Source organism: Brevibacterium sp. CCUG 69071 (assembly GCF_021023135.1).
GTDB lineage: Bacteria > Actinomycetota > Actinomycetes > Actinomycetales > Brevibacteriaceae > Brevibacterium.
In genome coordinates, this window is the sequence record NZ_PGFV01000002.1 from 532,950 (window position 1) to 552,453 (window position 19,504).

Below are 19,504 nucleotides of genomic sequence, written 5' to 3' on the forward strand. Positions count from 1 at the left end.
CGGGAGCGAGAGCACGGCATCGCCGGGCCGCTGTCCGGGTCACCAGGGCTTCTCGGGGGTCGACCGGCCGCCGTCGCCTCCCGGGCCCTGCTGCTGTTGGTTCTTCTCGGAGTTCTCGCCGCGCTCCTTGAGCTCATCGCGCTTCTTCTCGGATTCGGATTTGCCCTCATCCGAGTCGTCGGGCTTCTCGTCCTCGCCCGATTCCTCACCCTGTTCATCCTCACCGGAGTCGGAGTCGCTCTCCGACCCTTCTGAGGACTGGTCGCCGTCCTGGGAGTCATCGCTCTCGGAGTCGTCCTTCTCGGTGCCGTCCTCTTTGGCCTGCTGGCCCTGCTTCTTGTCCTCGACGCGTTCCTTCGCCTCCTCGGACTTCTGCTGTTCCTCGCTCTTCTCCGGCTGGCACTCCTCGGGAGCATCCTCGAGGGTCTTCAGCGAACGGTCGTAGAGTTCCTTCGACTGGTCCGGGTCCTGATCGGCGACCTGGTCGGCCTGCTTCTCATAGACATAGGAGAGATTGATGCGCACAGCGCACTCGTGCGCGGGAGGAGTGATCTCCAGGGCAGATTCGAGGTCGGCCTGGGCCGGGTCGAAGTCACCGACAGCGGCCTCCGCGGTGCCTCGGTTGTAGTAGCCGATGTGGCGTTGGATGGGACTGAGCGTGAGGAAGGCGCTCGCGGCCTTCTTCGCACCGGGGAAGTCGTTGGAGGCGTAGCGGACCTGTGAGGCGGCGCCGAAGTACACGGTCACCGCGACATAGGAGAAGGCGAGCAGGAGCACGGTGCCGACGACGAGGTTGACCTTCGTGAGCAGACGCATCGTCGTCCACACTCGGGCGATGCGATTCATCTCCGGCCTCCCTGTGACATGTGTTCACTGCGTCCCGGCCCCCCGGGTCCGTGGGGGCCGCCTCGGCCCATGGCTGTCCGGGGCCGACGTGGGGCGATGGCCCGCAGTCGCAGGTACTCGCGGACGCCGAAGACCATCTCCACGGCGATCCAGACGAAGACGAGGATGAGCGGGATCCAGAAGTATTCGTCGACGGTGACCCGGCCGTCCTTCTTCACCAGTGTCTGGTCGTACTCCGGGGCGGAGTAGACGCTGTCCATCGAGGTCTTCCCGTCCCGGTGGTGGTAGTCGACCTGCAGGTCAGAGGCGATCCTCTTGAGGTTTCCCTCGTCGATCGTCGAGATCCCGGGATTGCCGCCGCGGTCGCGGATAAAGTCACCCTGGTCGCCGCCGGTGTCTCCGGTGTCTCCGGTGTCCCCGGGATCGCCGAGACCCGGCTCGTCGCCGATCCCGCCACCGCCGCCGTAGCCGAAGGGCTGGGTCTCCCGCATCTTCCCACCCTGCTTCGTGCCGTAGCCGAACACGGCACCGCTGTTGATGCGGGAGGCGAAGGACGCCCAGGAGTCGGGATCTTCGGCAACGGTCTGCTCACCGTCGCCGAAGTAGAACACCAGGCTCTTGTTGTCGGGACGATCCTCCTGATTGGCCCGCATCCGCTCATCGATCTCCTGGCCCGCCTCGGTGATGGAGGAACCGTTGGAATTCGCCGACATCTCCGGGCTGAGGACGTCCACGGCCGAGGCGAAGGCAGCATGATCGGTGGTCAGAGGCATCGCCGTCGACGCGGTCGAGGCGAAGGTGATGATGCTCAGGCGAGTGCCGGGGAACTGCTTCGCGAGGTCGAGCATGTCCTTCTTCACGCCTTCGAGTCGGGTCGAATCGCCGTCGTAGTCCTCGGCCGCCATCGACGTCGTCGTGTCGACGACGAAGTAGACATCGGCATTGCCCTCGTACTCCTCGGTCGAGGACTTGATGGGCACACCGGGCCTGGCCAAGGCCAGAGCCAGCATGGCGACGACGCCCATGCGCACGAACCACTTCCACCGGGGTCCCTCGCCCCGAATGGCCGGGATGATGCAGATGGTCAGCAGGGCGAGGACGAGGAATCCCCAGCCGAACCAGGTGAAGACGGGGTCGAAGGTCATGATTTCGTCCTCCACGCCAGCACGAAGATCCCGGCCAGACCGAAGACCGCGAGACCGAGGGGAACCGCGGGCATGTCATGGACGATCGTGTACGAACGGCCGGGAGTGTTCTCCGCCTCCTGGCTCTGGATCTCGGCGACGATGCGATCGATCGTCGAGGCCGAACCCATGTCGAACTGTTTGCCTCCGGTCCGGTCGGACACCGACTTGAGCTCCTTGGTCTGAGTGTTCGTGAGCACCGAGGGCGGGGACAGACTGTAGACCCTGACCTTCGAATCCACGGCGATCTGCGCCGCCTCGTCGAGTTCGAACAGAGGCTCGCCGGCGAGCATGTTGTCGGTGGCGAAGACGATCGACCGGGACCGATCCTCGTCCTGGCGGTCGAAGTTGTCGATGCAGGACACGAGTCCGTCGCCGATGAGGGAGGAGCCGCCGATGTGCGGCGGTGAGGTCGACCAGGAATAGTCCGTGCCTTCCGAACCCCAGGAGCGGAAGCCCTCCTCGGCCTCTTCGAGGTAGTTCTCCACCATGTCGTAGTCATCGGTGAGCGGGAAGGCCGACACCGCGGTGGCATTGAACACGGTCATGCCGATGCGTTCGCCGTCGAAGCGGTCGACGAGCTCCTGATAGGCCTGCAGCAGGTCGGCGTCATAGCCGAGCATGGAACCGGAGACATCGAGGCAGAGCATGACATCGCGCAGCTTCTTCTCCGGGTTCACCGTCTCGATCCACGCGGGCCGCGCGACGCCGACCAGGGCGGAGACGCCGGTGAGCATGATGACGCCGAGGAACGCCACGGTCATGATCAGCCGTGTGCGCATGGCGCGACGGAAGCTGGGCAGACTCGTCATCCGACCGCTGTGCGCCACCGCCAGCGAGGACACCGTGGTCTTCGGGCGACGGAAGAAAAAGACGGCGAGCGCTGCGAGGACGAGGAGGATGAGCGCCACCCACCAGAACATCAGGACCATCGGGTCACCAGCTTCCTGGCTCCGGCGATCTGTTCGCTCAGATCTCCGGTATCCACCTCGGCGAATTCGGCTTCGTAGAGCCCGGAGAGGGAATCGGCGAGATCGTCGAGCCCGGCCACCGCGGCATCGCGGTAGGTCAGATGCTCGGCCTTGACGCCCCAGGCGTCACCGGCGAACTCGCGAACGATCTTCGCGAGATCCCGAGCCGAATCCCGCACATCGGCCTCACCCGTCGACAGCTGCGTCTCCACCTCGGCGATCCGGGACATATAGGTGCTGCGCACGGGGATGGGGATCCGGGGGCGCGATTTCACCGTGGAGCCGGCGGCGACGCGGATCAGCGGGGCGAAGAGGTTGAGGACCGCGGCAAGGAGGATCAGACCGGCGGCGAGGTACCACCAGGGTGAGAGCTCCAGGGGCCCGACGAGTTCAGCGGGGCCCACGGCGATGCCTCAGCAGGAGTGTATGGAGACGACCGAGCGCCTCATCGGGGTGGGAAATCTCCGTGTGGGAGATCCCGAGCTTCGCGAGCAGGTCGATGCGCTGCTGACGGCGGGCCGCCTCGGTGCGGGCGAACTCCTCGTGCACGGCCGACTTGGTCATCACCGAGGTCGGCAGGCCGACCTGCGGGCGGGCGACGTCGTAGGGCGCCGAGGCGGCCGGCAGTCCGGCGAGATCCGCATCGGTGATCGTGATCCACAGCATCTCGTGCTGCGCGCGCAGTCGTTTGATCGTCGCCTCTTCGACCGGACCCAAGGGAGCCTGATCGGAGATGACGACGACGAGCATCCGATAGCTGATATGACCGGCGATCCACTGCAGCTGCTCGTTGATGGAGCCGTCCGCGGCGGTCCCGGACTCGGCGAGGATCTGCTGGAGGAGATGTTCGAGGTGGGCCTCGCTGCCTTTGCGCGGTGAGGCCGTCGTGTGTTCGGCGTTGCCGTGGACGAGCATGACGTCATCGCCGTGGCGGACGGCGAGGTAGCCGGTCATTCCGGCCATGAGGATCGCCAGCTGGCGTTTGTCGACTCCGGACGAGGACACCGCGTCGAAGTTCCGCGAGGTGTCGACGACGAGGGCGAGGATGTGACGGCGATGGGCGACATAGCGTTTGACGAGGGGATCGGAATGGCGGGCCGTGGCCTTCCAGTCGATGTCGCGGATCTCGTCGCCGGGAATGTAGTCGCGCAGGTCGTCGAAGTCGAGGCTGTGGCCGTGGAAGACCGAGGAGTAGTCACCGTCGAGGAGCCTGCGAGTCCGACGGTGGGCGTGGATGGTCATCCGCGCCTTGATCCGATTGAGCAGAGCAGTCATCGCGGCAGCCGATCAGGGGGTGGGCACGGCCATGAGGAGGGCATCGACGACCTGGGCACTCGTGATGTTCTCTGCGGCGGCTTCGAAATTGAGCTGGATGCGGTGGGCAAGAACTCGGTGGGCGAGGTCCTTGATGTCCTCGGGGATGACGTAGTTGCGTCCGCGGATCATCGCCAGGGCGCGTCCGGCATTCGTGAAGGCGATCGAGGCGCGAGGGCTGGCGCCGTACTCGATATAGGGAGCGAGCCTGCCGAGGTACTTGCCGGTCTCGCGCGTGCCGTGGACGAGTTCGACGAGGTAGCGGGTGATGGAGGGATCGATGTAGATGGTGCGGGCATAGCGCTGCATCGTCACGACGTCCTCGAGGGTGCACGAGGGTTCGGGCACCGAGTCCTTGTCGAAGACTCCCGAATCGAGACGGGAGAGGATCTCGACCTCCTCGCCCGGGTTCGGGTGGGTGAGCAGGTCCTTGATCATGAAGCGGTCGAGTTGGGCCTCGGGCAGCTGGTAGGTGCCCTCCTGCTCGATCGGGTTCTGGGTGGCCATGACGAGGAAGGGGCGGGGGAGTTCGAAGCGCTGACCGCCGATCGTCGTCTGCTTCTCCTGCATCGCCTCGAGCATCGCCGACTGCGTCTTCGCCGAGGAGCGGTTGATCTCGTCGAGGAGGACGATGTTGGCATGCACCGGGCCGAGCACCGTATTGAAGGAGCCTTCGTGCGCGTTGTAGATCTGCGAGCCGATGATGTCGGCCGGCAGCAGGTCGGGGGTGCACTGGATGCGGGAGAACTTCCCGTCCACGGCATTGGCCAGGGCCGCCGCCGCGGTGGTCTTCGCCAGACCGGGAACGCTCTCGAGGAGGAGGTGGCCGCTGGAGAGGAGACCGATGAGCAGGGACTCGCGCAGACGCTGCTGACCGACGACGAAGCGGTCGAGATAGGATTCGAGGCCCTTGAGGATGGTCTGCGCGTGGGCGATCTCCTGAGTGTTGGCGGGTGCCGTTGCCGTCATAGTGGGAGCCTCTCGAGTCCGTGCGTGCTGTTCTTCCAAGCATATGGGCAGACCCTGACACGCGTCTGGGCGATCTCGTGTCAGTGCTGCCACATAGTGTGAACAGTGGAGAGGGGAGTCAGAGGTGATGGTGTGCCGCTCACTCGGACACGCCGAGGACCCACCCGGACGACACACCCACAGGTGAAAATTTTTCCTGTGGACAAGGGTGGAAAACCGATCGCGAAAACGCTTCCGAATCGACCTCGAGGTCCAGGGTGCCCAGTGTCCTCGCAGGTGATCGAACTACATCACTGTCGTTCACAGCCTGTGGACGAATGTGGACGGAAAAGGCACAGGGTGTGGATGGGGGAAATGACACTGGTGTAACACTGGATATAGGGGTAAGGTCGTACCCGAACACAACATCTAGTGGTCACCCTCGGGCCGAAAAGCCGTGATTTCAGTCATGGCCGACACGGATCCAGGCGTGATCGAACAACCGCAGCGGAGAGCCGAAAGGCAGAATCGAGGAGTCGTCATGATCACCGTGTACACCAAGCCAGCTTGTGTCCAGTGCAACGCCACCTACCGTGCGCTCGACGCCAAGGGCCTGAAGTACAAGTCGGTTGATCTCAGCGTCGACGAGAACGCTCTCGACGTCGTCAAGGCCATGGGCTACATGCAGGCCCCCGTCGTCGTCACCGACAACGATCACTGGTCGGGATTCCGGCCGGACAAGATCGCCACCCTGTCCGGAGAGCAGACGGCGGCGTCCGTCGTGGCGTGAGATGCTTCTGGTCTACTACTCCAGCAGCTCCGAATACACCCACCGCTTCGTCGGCAAACTGCACCACCCGGCTCGCCGGATACCGCTGCTGACGAAGCAGGAGACGCTGAGGATCGACGAACCGTTCGTCCTCGTGACTCCCACCTACGGGGCCGGCCCCAATCGGGGGGCCGTCCCCAAACAAGTGGTCAAGTTCCTCAACCAAGAAGAGAACCGGCGCCACCTCATCGGCGTCATCGGTGCCGGAAACACGAATTTCGGCCAAGAATACTGTCGGGCGGCTCGTAAGATCGCCGCCAAATGCAATGTACCCCTCATGTACCGCGTCGAACTCCTGGGCACTCCGGAGGACGTCGAAGCAGTGAATTTAGGATTGGACAAACTGTGCGCGAGCTCGCTGAAGACCGCAATGTAGAGGACATCATCCGCGAAGAGACGGACCTCGACTACCATGCGCTCAACGCCATGCTGAACCTCTATGACAATGATGGTCGGATTCAGTTCGAACGAGACAAGCAGGCTGCCAGGCAGTACTTCCTGCAGCACGTGAACAACAACACGGTCTTCTTCCACGACCTCAAGGAGAAGCTCGATTACCTCGTCGACAAGGACTACTACGAGCCCGAGGTCCTCGAGCAGTACTCCTTCGACTTCATCGAGGAGCTCTCGAAGCGCGCCTACGCTCAGAAGTTCCGCTTCCAGACCTTCCTCGGCGCCTTCAAGTTCTACACCTCCTACACTCTGAAGACCTTCGACGGGAAGCGCTACCTCGAACGCTTCGAGGACCGTGTCGTCATGGTCGCCCTGTTCCTCGCCCGCGGCGATGAGACGCTGGCGACCCAGCTCGTCGACGAGATCATCACCGGCCGCTTCCAGCCGGCCACCCCGACCTTCCTCAACGCCGGAAAGAAGCAGCGCGGAGAGCTCGTCTCCTGCTTCCTCCTGCGCATCGAAGACAACATGGAGTCGATCGGCCGCTCCATCAACTCCGCTCTGCAGCTGTCCAAGCGCGGCGGCGGTGTGGCCTTCGCGCTGACGAACATCCGCGAGTCCGGTGCCCCGATCAAGAAGATCGAGAACCAGTCCTCCGGTGTTATCCCGGTGATGAAGCTGCTCGAAGACTCCTTCTCCTACGCCAACCAGCTGGGTGCGCGGCAGGGTGCCGGAGCCGTCTACCTCCACGCTCACCACCCCGACATCTACAGCTTCCTCGACACCAAGCGCGAGAACGCCGATGAGAAGATCCGGATCAAGACCCTGTCCTTGGGCGTCGTCATTCCGGACATCACCTTCGAACTGGCCAAGCGCAACGAGGACATGTACCTCTTCAGCCCCTATGACGTCGAGCGCGTCTACGGCATGCCCTTCTCCGACGTCAACGTCACGGAGAAGTACGAGGAGATGGTCGACAACGCCTCGATCAAGAAGAAGAAGATCAACGCTCGCGAGTTCTTCCAGACCCTCGCGGAGATCCAGTTCGAGTCCGGCTACCCGTATGTGATGTTCGAGGACACGGTCAACAAGGCCAATCCGATCGACGGCAAGATCATCATGTCGAACCTGTGCTCCGAGATCCTCCAGGTCTCCGAGCCGAGCAAGTACGACTCCGATCTCGGCTACGACGAGATCGGCAAGGACATCTCCTGCAACCTCGGTTCGCTCAACATCGCGCTGACGATGGACTCGGACAACTTCGGTCAGACCATCGAGACTGCGATCCGCGGACTGACCGCCGTCGCCGAGACCTCTGACATCCAGTCGGTTCCGTCGATCGCCCGCGGCAACGACATGTCCCATGCGATCGGCCTCGGCCAGATGAACCTGCACGGCTACCTCGCTCGCGAGCACGTCTACTACGGTTCGGACGAAGGCCTCGACTTCACGAACATGTACTTCTACACCGTCGCCTACCACTGTGTGCGGGCGTCGATGGAGATTGCGAAGGAGCGCGGCACCGCTTTCGCCGGGTTCGAACGTTCGAAGTACGCCACCGGCGAGTACTTCGACAAGTACACCGATGCGGAATGGCTTCCGCGCACCCAGCGGGTGACCGATCTGTTCGCCGAGGCGGGTGTGCACATCCCGACCCAGGACGATTGGCGCGAACTCAAGGCCGCCGTCGCCGAGCACGGGATCTACAACCAGAACCTGCAGGCGGTTCCGCCGACCGGGTCGATCTCCTACATCAACAACTCGACCTCCTCGATCCACCCCGTGGCCTCGAAGATCGAGATCCGCAAGGAGGGCAAGATCGGGCGCGTGTACTACCCGGCTCCCTTCATGGACAACGACAACCTCGAGTACTACCAGGACGCGTACGAGATCGGCTACGAGAAGATCATCGACACCTACGCCGAGGCCACGAAGCACGTGGACCAGGGTCTGTCGCTGACGCTGTTCTTCATGGACACCGCGACCACGCGTGACATCAACAAGGCGCAGATCTACGCCTGGCGCAAGGGCATCAAGACCATCTACTACATTCGGCTGCGGCAGCTCGCGCTGCAGGGCACCGAGGTCGATGGCTGCGTCTCCTGCATGCTCTGATCGATGAGTTCAGCGGACCGGTGAGAACCGGTCCGCTGAATGTTTGAGCCGGGCCCCGTCGTATGCGGACCCGGCCCACCAGAACCTTCGTCTGCTCCGCAGACCACAGCACGTGAAATTGGGAAGAGAGAAAGCCTTGGAGAATCTGACCCTGGCCTCGCACGTCGATGCCATCAACTGGAACCGTGTCGTTGATCCGGTCGACGATGATGTGTGGGACCGTCTGACCGGAAACTTCTGGCTGCCGGAGAAGGTGCCGCTGAGCAACGACGTTCCCTCGTGGGCGACGCTGACCGACGAGGAGAAGACGCTGACGATGCGCGTCTTCACCGGGCTCACCCTCCTCGACACGATCCAGGGCACCGTCGGTGCGATCTCGCTGATCCCCGATGCGGTCACCCCGCATGAGGAAGCCGTGATGACGAACATCGCGTTCATGGAGAGCGTGCACGCGAAGTCCTACTCCTCGATCTTCTCGACCCTGTGCTCGACGAAGGAGATCGACGAGGCGTTCCGCTGGTCGCGGGAGAACACCTTCCTGCAGTCGAAGGCCGACATCATCCTCAGCTACTACCGTGGGGATGACCCGCTCAAGCGCAAGGTCGCCTCGACGCTGCTCGAATCGTTCCTGTTCTACTCCGGCTTCTACCTGCCGATGTACTGGTCCTCGCATGCGAAGCTGACGAACACCGCCGACCTCATCCGCCTCATCATCCGCGACGAGGCCGTGCACGGCTACTACATCGGCTACAAGTACCAGAAGGGTCTCGAGTCGCAGTCCGAGGAGCACAAGCAGGAGCTCAAGGACTACACGATGAACCTCATGTTCGAGCTCTACGAGAACGAAGTGTCCTACACCCACGAGCTCTACGACTCGGTCGGGCTGGCCGAGGACTGCAAGAAGTTCCTCCACTACAACGCCAACAAGGCGCTGATGAACCTCGGTTACGAAGCGATGTTCCCCAAGGAGGTCACGGACGTCAATCCGGCGATCCTCGCGGCGCTCTCGCCCAACAGCGATGAGAATCATGACTTCTTCTCCGGCTCCGGTTCGTCCTACGTCATCGGCAAGGCTGAGAACACCGAAGACGAGGACTGGGACTTCTAGAGTTGCCAGTCCGCTCCTGACCAGTCAGGGGTAGTCAAGGGCCCCGGATCTGCGAGTTTTCGCAGGCCCGGGGCTTTTTCGTGCCCTCTCCAACACGACAGGAGAGGACGACGATGAACATCAACACCCATTCGACGGGGCACGCCGGGGGCACGCACACACCTACATGGTGGGAGCGAGGTGGATCGCCAGGAGGAATTTGGGTCTGGCACGCCCCTGAGATCGTGCCCCTTCGTGCCCTTCGGCACGCTCTTAACGTCGAGAAAACGCCTGTTGACCAGGGTTTTTGTGACGCGCCGCCGATGAGGGGCACGAAGGGGCACGAGCGCTCCCTGACGTCCGTTCGAGGTCAGGGGAGGACACGATGAGCGCCACGAAAAAGACAGCCGCGGCCGCATCGAGGCGTGAGGGCTGGGGTCGGATCCGTAAACTGCCCTCGGGTCGATGGCAGGCCCGCTATCCGGCCCCGGATGGCCGGATGTATACGGCGCGGACCGAGGACGACAAGTCGTTGACGTTTCTCACGAAGACGGATGCTCGCACGTGGCTGGCCGGCATACACACCCGAATTGCGAGAGGGGAATGGGAGCCACCCGCGGCCGTCGCTAAGCGGCGGCGTGCTGATGCCGCTGCCGACGAGGTACGCTCGATCGGCTTCACGACCTACGCGAAGCGCTGGATCGAGATGATCCGCACAGAACCCAACCGTGCCGGTAAACGGCGTGCGGCCGGAACGGTCCGCTCATACGCGAGCAAAGTCGACGGCTACCTGGTTCCGGAGTTCAGCGATACCCCGGTGCGCGAGATCGACATCGACCGGATCAAGGTCATGACCACGCGACTGGATCAGATCCCGTCTCCGTTGAACCCGAAGTCGAAGTTCAACGGCATCACACGACCGGTTCTGACCGTGCTCATGATGATTCTCAGGCAGGCCGCCCGCGACGGGATCATCCCGGCCGCGCCGAGCATCTCGATCCCCAAGCAGGAATCGGTGCGTCACGATGCCGAGCATGACGAAAGTGAAGACGTCGCCACTCCCTCCCAGGTCGATGCCCTGTATAAAGCGACGCCGAACCGGTATGCGATCACGATCCTGCTCGCCGCCTGGTGCCAGTTGCGCCGCGGTGAGTGCCTGGGACTGCAGCGCCGGGATATCGAATGGCATCCGGATGGGGGAGCGACCCTGCACGTGCGCAGGCAACTCAACGTGAACACAGGCGATTTCTCCGCACCGAAGAGCGAAGCGGGGAAGAGAGCGCTGAGCGTTCCACGGATCATGCTGGAGCCCTTGAGGAAACATCTGGAGGACTACGTGGCGCCAGAAGCCAAGGCGCCGGTAGTGCCGGCCAGTACCGGGGGGAGCGTGCCGTTGTCGCACACGCGGTGGGGATACACCTGGGGTGAGGCTCGACAGGCAGTGGAGAGCGTGGCGCGCGGTTTCCGATTCCACGACTTGCGGCACACCGGCTTGACGATCTTCGCCCAGGAAGGCGCAACGTTGGCCGAGTTGATGCGACGCGGCGGGCACTCCGACATGCGCGTCGTGCTGCGCTACCAGCACTCCACGATGACCCGCGATCGCGAACTCGCCGATCGTCTCAGCGCTCGCGTGGAAACCGCACTCGGGGTCGCCTAGAGCCATGCCATCAAGTCAGCAGGGGACTGCAGCACACACCTGAGACTCAATAACCGTTGGCTGACGGAGAGGGAGCATGATGACAAACCAGAGTCGCGCCGATATCACGGCACGAAACCTTGTGTCACTGGCGGAGGCTGCGTCGAGATTCGGAGTGTCAACCAAGACTCTTCGCCGCAGGATCTCGGACGGAACGATCCCCGGCTACAAAATTGGGCGTCTTGTCCGGGTTGACCTCGACGAGCTCGATCAGAGGCTCATCGTCGAGATGCCGACCACGAGGTGAGAGGCGTGTGGTGGGCGGGTTCTGGAGGACCCGCCCACCGTGGCTGATCTCGGTGTCAGCTCGAAGACAGCCGCGTCATCCCTGCACCGTCCCAGCGCCTGCGGCTCGTGCTGTGATCACGACGCGCTCGGGTTGGAACGCCCCTCCCCCCTGATCTTCGGGGAGCCGGAGTGATGCGCACCTCGAAGAGAGCCTTGATGATCCGTCGCTGTTCCGAGAATGGGAGTCCATTCCAGGTGATGGAGATGTCTTCGGCGTTGACGAGATCCCTGATCGCGCGGTCGACGATGGGCAGCGCCAACTGGTATCGCGCGTGCTCAATCATCGGGACGAGTTTTTTCTCGATGCCGCTGAGCAACCCGAGACTGACATCACCATTCGCGCAACCGTCTATTGCCGCCTGGAGTCTCGCCTCCTGTTTTGCGAGATGCTCGCGTGCTTCGACAGATTGCGAGATCCACTCGTCGTCATCGCCGACCAGCAATGCGGCGTTCGCATGGTGCGAAAGCCAAGCGAGGGCGTAGTCGACGACGTACTCCTCGACGGGTGCTGCTCCGATGGATATCTTGTAGCAGCTGCGGAAACGGCATTGGTATCGCACTTTTCGCGGGGCATCGCCGTGGGAACGGTCGAGGACGCGACGAAGCGGGTGCCCGCAACAATCGCATATCGCGATGTGCGACAGCAATGATTTGGGAGTTACCGTTCCGGACTCGTGCACTCGCCGTGATGGGTCCGACAGGAGCCGCTGGATCCGTGTGAAATCCTCGATGGAAATCAAGGGCTCCCACTCGGCGTCGCCGATGATCTCTCCACGGTAGACACGTTTTCCCGCGATGGTGGGGTTCTGCATGATCTGCTTCACCGTCATCGATGTCCACCCTGAGGTGGTTTTACCGTCGTGGGACTTCTGAGGTGTTGGCTCTTCCCAGTCTTGAAGATCGTTCGCGATTGTTCCGACTGGTGTGCCGGAGATAATCCGTCGTGCCATCAGTCTTACGAGTTCGCCGGTGTGCGGATCCGGCTCTTGGCCGATGAGCCGGCCTGTGCTCGTGTCGTAGACGCGTCGATAGCCATAAGGTATTCGCCCATGCGGGCGTCCCTTCTCTGCCAGGAGGCGTACGGTGCGGATCTGCCGTTCGCGCATCGTGTGTGCGTCGGCTTCGGCTCGCAGGAACTCGAATCCGAGCATGAAGCTATCGTCGGAGCGAGCGAAGTCAAAAACTCGGCCCTGAGTCAGGTAGAGAACCCCTGCTGCTTGGCAGGCGGCGCGTAGCTGGAGGTAGATCTCGAGATCTCGGCCGGCTCTGGATGGCTCCCAGGTGACGAAACCGTCGACCTTCCCTGACTCGATGAGTTGCAGGGCCTCCTGAAAGCCTTCTCGGTCCTTCGTCCGCCACTGGGAGGCGGAGCGGTCCGCATCTCTCAGGACCCGGACGACTGTCCATCCCAGTGGTTGGCACCATGAGCGGCAGTCACTGATCTGGTCGCCGATCGACCGCATCAGCCTGAGTCGGTCCTGCGACGCTCGTGCATATATCAACGCTCTGACGGGTGTTATTGCTGAGGGCTTGCTCTTGTCCATGACGGACAGGTGCGCTAATGATCCCATGACAGGGTCCTCTCGACATGATGAGGCTCCCTGCCTCATCAACCTGTCATAGCGTGACAAGAAGGGACTGGTCGGGAACCCCGGAACCACGCGAATGTTCGCGGTGCCGTACGTCCCGTTGTTCGACTCAGCGAGGAATAGGATGTATGGAATCCGGTAGTGCGGCAATGTATCCGCATGGTCGGTGTCGCTCTAGTGAAACGTCACCACTTCTCCAGAATGACTTGCGGGGAAGTACTTGACCCCCACCTGATAGCGGCGGACCTTGCCGGTGCTATCGGGAAACTCCACCGGCACGGTGAACATTAAGGCGTCGTTCTCGGGAGTGGGCTCGCCGGCACGGGTCCCATGGACGAAACGCAGACGGAACATGAGACCACTCCGGATCTTGGCCTCAATAGCCTGAACGAGTTCCTCGCGGCTAAGCCCATCGAGTCCGGCTCTGCGAACCGAGGCTCCGTGGCCGTCAGCCTCGCTCGTCAAGTGGGTAAATCGTCGTTCGTCGAGATCGAGCTTCAACTCACTGAGTGGGCTCTGGCCGCCACCAAGCACGGTCAGCGTAAGCGCGCTGTCTTCGTGGGCCCACTCCGGCACGCCGTTGTCCATGCGATGGTCAAGTACCACGCCGTAGAGCGTCTCCTCCACTCCAACGAGACGGAAACCGTGGTTTCCGCTTGGCGGGATGACGTGCGGTGAGCCGTCCTCGTCGACTGCAACGACGAGCGCATCGCCATCGCGGATCGCGTACTGCGGAAGCAGCATGAACGACTTGAGTGGAGTCCACGTTGAACAGTCGATGTAACCCAAGTAAGCACCCGTCGAATCTCGCAGCGCAGCGTCTATCGCGAGAACTTGTGTTCGTGACATGTTCGTGAGATAGAGAGCGTAGTACTGTTCGGTGGCCAATTGAGGAAAGTCGTTCGTGCAGACAAGGTGTCCGTCCAGTTCCTTCCAAACCCAACCGGGAGGCGCGTTGAGAATGTCGCCTTGGCTGATCGCGGTCCGCTGTGGTCCGTGACGCCAAAGTGCCGGTAACCATGTCTTCGAGAGTTCGAAGCCGTAGTGGTCACTTCCGACTGCAGTGGAGTCGAAGAGGAACGCGATCTCCGAATGAGTCGCGCGAGGGGTCGGCACCCACCGCAGGTTGGCGTAATCCACGCCGCCTCTAGCAAGTTCTTGCGTTGTCTCGTGATGCAAGGCGTAGATCAACTGGGCGACACGTTCGCTGTATACTGCGGTCCAACACGTCGCCGAACCGGTGCCAAGTTCCTGAGAGTGCGTGGCGGTAATTATCTGTGCCAAACCACCGTGGAAAGGTCAATGCATGGTAGCCGTATCAATCGTTGCCCTGGTCATCTCGGCCTTCGCCTTGCCATTCACCATCTGGGCAGCGCGCGCGGCCGCGAGGCAGGCGAAGGCAGCACACGACCAGACACAGATCCAACGCGAGCAGGCGGCCGCCGCGCGCGAGCAGACCCAATTGCAGCGCGACCTCGCTCGAGAGGCGATGCAACCCTACGTGTGGGCGGACATCCAGCCAGATATGCAGCAAGGCACCGTGATGCACGTGGTGGTGGGTAACAACGGCCCCACCATGGCCCGCAACGTGAGGGTGACGTTCGATCCGCCGCTTCCAGCCGGCCAGCAACAGTCAGACAAGGTCGAGAGTGTTCAGCGGGTCCTCGCCAGCAGGCTCCGCTCGCTCGCTCCGAAACGGGAAATCCGGTGGACGCTCGGTGCCGGCTACGACCTACTGTCCAGCGAGGAACCACAGGTCCGCACTGTGCGTGTCGAAGGCGAGGGTCCACACGGTCCGCTGCCTGTCCTCGAGATTCAGATCGACATCTCAGAGTGGCGCCAGGCCAGGGACGCTCCGGACGGCTCACTGCACCATGTACGTGGCGCGATCAAGGACCTCACCAAGGCCGTAGGTGGCGTAGACAAGACGATGAAGCGTGTTGTCGATCGCTTGGATTACCTAAAGCCAGAGACGGTCGAACTCAATGAAATGAGCGACGCCTCCACTAGGCAGCAACTCGCACCGCCAGCACCCGAGGATGAGGCGGATTCCAGCACGGATCGAGCATCACTGCCACCGTCGACGTCGGAGGAACGATAGCGCCTGCGGAACTCTCAGTCGGTGGTGCTCTCGCGTGCAGCCTCGCGAATTTGTGCTGAAGGGTGCTGCGCGGCGATGGTCAGCAGTTGAGAAACGCCGGGTACCTCCGAAGGTGTGTGGAGCCCGGAAACGACCGCCGCGGCACTCCGCCTTCCGCCAGACTTCAGGACCTTCGACAGGATTTTCACGCCTCCCTCAGATGCGCGCTCGGCAACGACCAGCCTACTCAACCCTCTGAGCGCCGCGTCACGCACGATTTCGGTTGCGTCTCCCGCTAGAGCGAGAAGGAGTTCGGACTCTGCCTTGTCTCCGAAACGTTCGATGATCCGTGCACTTGCGGCACGGCAAACGGTGTCGCCGCCAAGAAGGTCCCGTATCAACTGTTCGCGCGAGGCCTCATCTGCGAGAGCGGCGAGCGCTTCGGCGGCGAGGCCTCGGATGTCCTCGTCGTCATCGAAGAAGGTTCGCACTGGCTTTCGGTTCCGAAGAGCTGACACGGCTTCGACAAGTTGTGTCTTGATTGGGTCGGCAAGCGTCGCTCCATGGATGGCGAGTACTTGCAATGCGCCAGACTGTTGCTGAGGTCTAACCCTGGGAGCCGTCAACAGAGCTTCGATACGATCCCACCGCCCACTCGACGGGTGCCAGATACCGAGCAGGGTCAGTGCATGGCCGGGGTCGAGACCGCCGACACTGTACGCCCCCTTGGCGGCATCCTCGATGAGATTGTCGATGACGCTGCACAGTCGGTCGGTGAGAGCGTTGACTGCATCGGAGGGCAGAGTTCGCACGTCGTCGATGGCTTCGAAGATGATCAACTCCCCGGCCCGGGCTCGTTGAAGGACTTGCTCGCGACTCTGGACTACTGCAGGAGCAGCAACCCTCAAGAAGGCCTCGCGTAGGTAGGAGGCGTCGCCGTCAGATCGGTTCGCCGCGCGCTGGCGGTCACTCTCACGCCACGCGGATGCGGGGATCGTATGGATCAGCCGGGCGAATGTCTGCGCGGTTCCGTCGTCGGTGACCGGTGGTTGGTCGAGGAAGTAATCGATCACGTTGTGAAGGGCGTCCTCGCTCAACGTCCAGACCATGGCCTTCAGCAGATCGATGATCTTGTAGAGCACGATGAATGTAGGCCGGGCACGTTCCAGGTAGGCCTGTGGCTCTTGGAGCATCGCTAGCGCCCACGCACAGATTTCGTCGGCGCGTGCTGGTTCGAGAACGTCGCCGGCGGCCGTCAGCAGTTCGATATCTGCCAAAGCGGTCGTTCGAGTCGATCGAGACAAGTCCACGCTGCTCGCCGCGATCCTGGCGGCCATCGTTGGACCCGTGCGTACGATGTGTCGAGTCGCGCGCCCAGTGCTCTTGCTGTCACCGGAGAGACGGAGAAGAGTCAGTCGGCCGGCGACCCTGTCGGGATCATCCGTGAGGCCGGTGGTGACAAGGAAGTGCTCCGCGAGAGCGCCAATTGCGCCACGCCACCCGTCATGATCACCAGCGCACGAGGCTAGCAACGCCGCGGAAAGCAGGCGCTTGTGGGCAGTGTCCGAGCCCCCGATCCGAATCGACGCATCCTCGCTCCATCTCCGGAACTCTTCAGAGAGGTGAGCGGATAGCCCATAGGACATCACCTGGGCTCTCCACCACGACGCTGGGTTGTCGCTGCGCTGGATGATGTTGGCGATGTCGCCCTGCATCCAGCCGCTGGCTCTGAACGACGTCAGCGCACACGCGCCCGCGATGGCCGCAGCCGTGACATCTGACGGCGCCTCTCGATGGATTCGCTGTGTCTTCATCGCGAGGTCGAAAGCCTCCTCGTGTCGTCCGACCTCCAGCAGCGCCCGTGCTCGTTGAGCTTCTAGCCATGCGTGATCCACTGAGGAGTAGTCGTCATGTGCCAGGGCGCCCTGAAGCACTTCGAGCGCCGTATCGGGATCGTTCTCGTCGAAGTGATAGACGCAGCAGAGCACGGATGCCGCGGAGCGTTCACTCGGCGTCGAAGCTAGGTCGACAAGCTGAAACAGGTCAGCGGGTTCTCCTTGGTAGTGCCAGAGATGAAGGGCAGCAGTGGCGCGCCAACACCAGTCGTCAGCCTCACGTGCATCGTCGAGTGACAGCCCCTTGCGCTCGGCGTCATTCTCCCCTGCGAGCGCAGGAAGGCTCATCGGTGCCAGAATCCGTTCAAGGTCGTCCCGGAAGAGCACTTGCATGGCGAGGGCTTCGAGCCCGGAAATCGAATCTGGGGCCAAGTTCGGGTGGGGTGCGATGAGCCGAGGAGTGATGAGGGCATGCCGAACTTCGTCGACCGGTGCAAGATGTACCGCGCCGGTCCACGCAGTGCCGTCCCAGGTCGGAGTCGGAAGCTGCGTCAGCGCGACGTCGGAGAGTGCTTCGTTGTGGTCCGCGTCAACGGTTTGGGAGGCCGGTACAAGAATCTTGGCTCCCTTACCGGTCGAGACGACTCGCTCGGGGGTGACGTGAACCCAGAACGAGAGGTTTCTGTCTTGATCGCGCAGGATCACCACGTGCGGCAGGGCGTGGCGCAGCCAGTAGTCGAAGTGTTCACGGTCGTCCTCGGCAAACCACCACCCAGTGATCGTGCCCTCGGCGTCCTTCTGCGGGGATTTGAAGTAAGACGACCCCGTCTTGACCTGGGCACCCACCACGGCGCCGAGTTCGTACCGGCGGGCATCTCGCGGCCGCAGATATAGATCGGTGCCTGTGTCGTGCCGACTATCGATTACCCCTCCCCAGCCCAAGCGCTCGAAGTGCGCCAAGACCTCAGACTCACCCGAGGTTCCCGTAGCTTCATTCTTCGCCGCCCGCACCTACGCCTCCTCCGTTGCCTCGTCCGCAACAACGCGAACGTTGCGCATCGCAGAGCCAGTGAATATGAGCGGTATGAACGAGTCTCGAAACGCGATTCCCGCCGGTCGCCTCGCAGGGCCTTCACCGGGAGGAGTGGTGAGAGGGAACCTCATCCCGACTGGCGCCTTGCCTGAAACATGGTCAGGATGTGGGCCGCCCACCGGATAACCGGGATGAGCGGGAGCAGACAGATAGTCGGGGAGGTCTGCCCGTCCTTCGAAGTGTTTCGTGGCCGCGACATGGAACATCGCCGCGTGGGCCCAGGCGATCATGTATGCTTCGGCGAGAACGGCAGGGACATCCACCCTCAGCTGCGTCAGCTCCAGCCCTTGTCGATGCCCGTCCACCTTGGGTGCCTGTGCGAGAACTTCGATAACGGGGTGGTCGAAGATATCTACGGCGTCCGGGCCTGTCAGCGTGCCAACCGGGATGGTCCCGTCTGCGCTGGGCGGAGTGGTGACGAATGAGACTTTGAGGTCATCGCGAGCGCGGACTGAGAGACCGTGCTTGACCTTGTTGTGAGCGGCGTTGAGTTGGAGTTCGTGTCCCACGAGTAGGTCGATTGCGAACTGGAGCCAGTCGGCGAACACGTTGGACGCCGAAGCAAGTTGCTCTGTCATCCCGCTCTGCAAGTCCTGCTCGCGGAGAACCAGACGGGCGAACTGCATCGGGGCCTCAGTCGAGGAGAAGGACTCGCGGATCTGGTTCACGACCTGGTCGAGTTGGTTTGGCCCGGCCGACAGGGCCTCCCAAACGCAGGATTCGGCGACGTTCGTCCGTTGCGAGAGTGCCGCCGTCAATCGCACAAGCGACTCAGCCGCGTGGTGCCGCAGGGCGTACGCATCCGTAGCGACCTGTGTGGCAATGGACCTCGGCGAGGTCTCGGGTATGAAGCCCACCGGCCGGCCAAGGAGGCGAGCGAACCGCCCGCGGGTCTCGGTGGCGTGCTGCTGTTCATCATCGGGCGCGGCCAGGGGATGCTCATCGCGGTCGACGTCTGACTCTGCCCACCGCAGCATCATGCCGATCCGAGCGCTGAAGTACCCGAACGGATCAGACGACAGGAATGTGTCGTCAAGCTCCTGACACTGCTCGGCCGTCAGCTCCGGCCCGGCTGGTGGCGGGTACATTCAACAAGCTTATGGTCGCGAGATCGGTCTGCCCAGTCGCCTCGCCGAACCACGGGTAGAGGCATGATCCACGCCTCACATGGGCAGGGCAGATGACCCGGCCGTGCGTTCTGGGAGCGCGCGACCCTGGCTGTCCTCTTCCTTC

The 19,504-nt window shown here is 62.6% G+C and carries 17 protein-coding genes; 7 read left to right on the forward strand and 10 right to left on the reverse strand.

Going from position 1 to position 19,504, the window contains the following annotated elements; genetic code table 11:
• Nucleotides 1-39: 39 nt before the first annotated feature.
• From CV023_RS07635 to CV023_RS07660, 6 genes are read right to left on the reverse strand one after another with little or no spacing between them, the layout of a single operon-like run.
• A complete protein-coding gene (locus CV023_RS07635) occupies nucleotides 40-846 on the reverse strand; it encodes a hypothetical protein (RefSeq protein WP_230744875.1) in 807 nt (268 codons plus the stop codon).
• Entirely contained in the window at nucleotides 843-1,991 is a 1,149-nt protein-coding gene (locus CV023_RS07640) for a vWA domain-containing protein (RefSeq protein ID WP_230744876.1), read from the reverse strand. The genes CV023_RS07635 and CV023_RS07640 overlap by 4 nt, the downstream gene beginning before the upstream one ends.
• Nucleotides 1,988-2,962 (reverse strand): vWA domain-containing protein, encoded by a 975-nt coding sequence (locus tag CV023_RS07645; RefSeq protein WP_230744877.1) that lies wholly within the window; start codon nucleotides 2,960-2,962, stop codon nucleotides 1,988-1,990. The genes CV023_RS07640 and CV023_RS07645 overlap by 4 nt, the downstream gene beginning before the upstream one ends.
• On the reverse strand, nucleotides 2,953-3,405 hold the full coding sequence (locus tag CV023_RS07650) for a hypothetical protein (protein WP_230744878.1): 453 nt from the start codon (nucleotides 3,403-3,405) through the stop codon (nucleotides 2,953-2,955). Before CV023_RS07650 ends, CV023_RS07645 begins: the two co-directional genes overlap by 10 nt.
• A complete protein-coding gene (locus CV023_RS07655; RefSeq protein WP_230744879.1) occupies nucleotides 3,392-4,276 on the reverse strand; it encodes a DUF58 domain-containing protein in 885 nt (294 codons plus the stop codon). The genes CV023_RS07650 and CV023_RS07655 overlap by 14 nt, the downstream gene beginning before the upstream one ends.
• Before the next feature lie 12 nt (nucleotides 4,277-4,288).
• On the reverse strand, nucleotides 4,289-5,284 hold the full coding sequence (locus CV023_RS07660) for an AAA family ATPase (protein ID WP_230744880.1): 996 nt from the start codon (nucleotides 5,282-5,284) through the stop codon (nucleotides 4,289-4,291).
• Nucleotides 5,285-5,804: 520 nt separating this feature from the next.
• Between CV023_RS07660 and nrdH the strand changes: the two genes are divergently transcribed.
• The 6 genes from nrdH to CV023_RS07690 all read left to right on the forward strand — a co-directional run bounded on the left by nrdH (nucleotide 5,805) and on the right by CV023_RS07690 (nucleotide 11,633).
• The gene (gene nrdH, locus CV023_RS07665) at nucleotides 5,805-6,053 is read left to right on the forward strand and encodes a glutaredoxin-like protein NrdH (RefSeq protein ID WP_230744881.1); all 249 of its coding nucleotides are present in this window, start codon (nucleotides 5,805-5,807) and stop codon (nucleotides 6,051-6,053) included.
• Nucleotide 6,054: 1 nt separating this feature from the next.
• Nucleotides 6,055-6,468, forward strand: coding sequence for a class Ib ribonucleoside-diphosphate reductase assembly flavoprotein NrdI (nrdI, locus tag CV023_RS07670; protein ID WP_230744882.1), 414 nt, complete (start codon nucleotides 6,055-6,057; stop codon nucleotides 6,466-6,468).
• 5 nt (nucleotides 6,469-6,473) lie between these two features.
• Nucleotides 6,474-8,600, forward strand: coding sequence for a class 1b ribonucleoside-diphosphate reductase subunit alpha (gene nrdE, locus CV023_RS07675; RefSeq protein ID WP_230745178.1), 2,127 nt, complete (start codon nucleotides 6,474-6,476; stop codon nucleotides 8,598-8,600).
• A 136-nt stretch (nucleotides 8,601-8,736) separates the two neighbouring features.
• On the forward strand, nucleotides 8,737-9,708 hold the full coding sequence (gene nrdF, locus CV023_RS07680; protein WP_230744883.1) for a class 1b ribonucleoside-diphosphate reductase subunit beta: 972 nt from the start codon (nucleotides 8,737-8,739) through the stop codon (nucleotides 9,706-9,708).
• Between the two features lie 364 nt (nucleotides 9,709-10,072).
• On the forward strand, nucleotides 10,073-11,347 hold the full coding sequence (locus tag CV023_RS07685; RefSeq protein ID WP_230744884.1) for a tyrosine-type recombinase/integrase: 1,275 nt from the start codon (nucleotides 10,073-10,075) through the stop codon (nucleotides 11,345-11,347).
• Nucleotides 11,348-11,423: 76 nt separating this feature from the next.
• Nucleotides 11,424-11,633 (forward strand): helix-turn-helix domain-containing protein, encoded by a 210-nt coding sequence (locus CV023_RS07690; RefSeq protein ID WP_230744885.1) that lies wholly within the window; start codon nucleotides 11,424-11,426, stop codon nucleotides 11,631-11,633.
• A 55-nt stretch (nucleotides 11,634-11,688) separates the two neighbouring features.
• Here the strand turns inward: CV023_RS07690 and CV023_RS07695 are convergent, their stop codons facing one another.
• Both CV023_RS07695 and CV023_RS07700 read right to left on the reverse strand, forming a co-directional pair.
• A complete protein-coding gene (locus tag CV023_RS07695; RefSeq protein ID WP_230744886.1) occupies nucleotides 11,689-13,218 on the reverse strand; it encodes a recombinase family protein in 1,530 nt (509 codons plus the stop codon).
• Nucleotides 13,219-13,437: 219 nt separating this feature from the next.
• The gene (locus CV023_RS07700) at nucleotides 13,438-14,547 is read right to left on the reverse strand and encodes a hypothetical protein (RefSeq protein WP_230744887.1); all 1,110 of its coding nucleotides are present in this window, start codon (nucleotides 14,545-14,547) and stop codon (nucleotides 13,438-13,440) included.
• 22 nt (nucleotides 14,548-14,569) lie between these two features.
• Between CV023_RS07700 and CV023_RS07705 the strand changes: the two genes are divergently transcribed.
• Nucleotides 14,570-15,364: a hypothetical protein gene (locus tag CV023_RS07705; RefSeq protein ID WP_230744888.1), complete on the forward strand. Its 795-nt coding sequence runs from the start codon at nucleotides 14,570-14,572 to the stop codon at nucleotides 15,362-15,364.
• Between the two features lie 14 nt (nucleotides 15,365-15,378).
• On the opposite strand, the gene CV023_RS07710 is transcribed toward CV023_RS07705, so the two are convergent.
• A complete protein-coding gene (locus CV023_RS07710; RefSeq protein WP_284934612.1) occupies nucleotides 15,379-18,189 on the reverse strand; it encodes a DUF4365 domain-containing protein in 2,811 nt (936 codons plus the stop codon).
• Nucleotides 18,190-19,359, reverse strand: coding sequence for a hypothetical protein (locus tag CV023_RS07715; RefSeq protein WP_230744890.1), 1,170 nt, complete (start codon nucleotides 19,357-19,359; stop codon nucleotides 18,190-18,192). It abuts the gene before it with no gap.
• Nucleotides 19,360-19,504 lie beyond the last annotated feature (145 nt).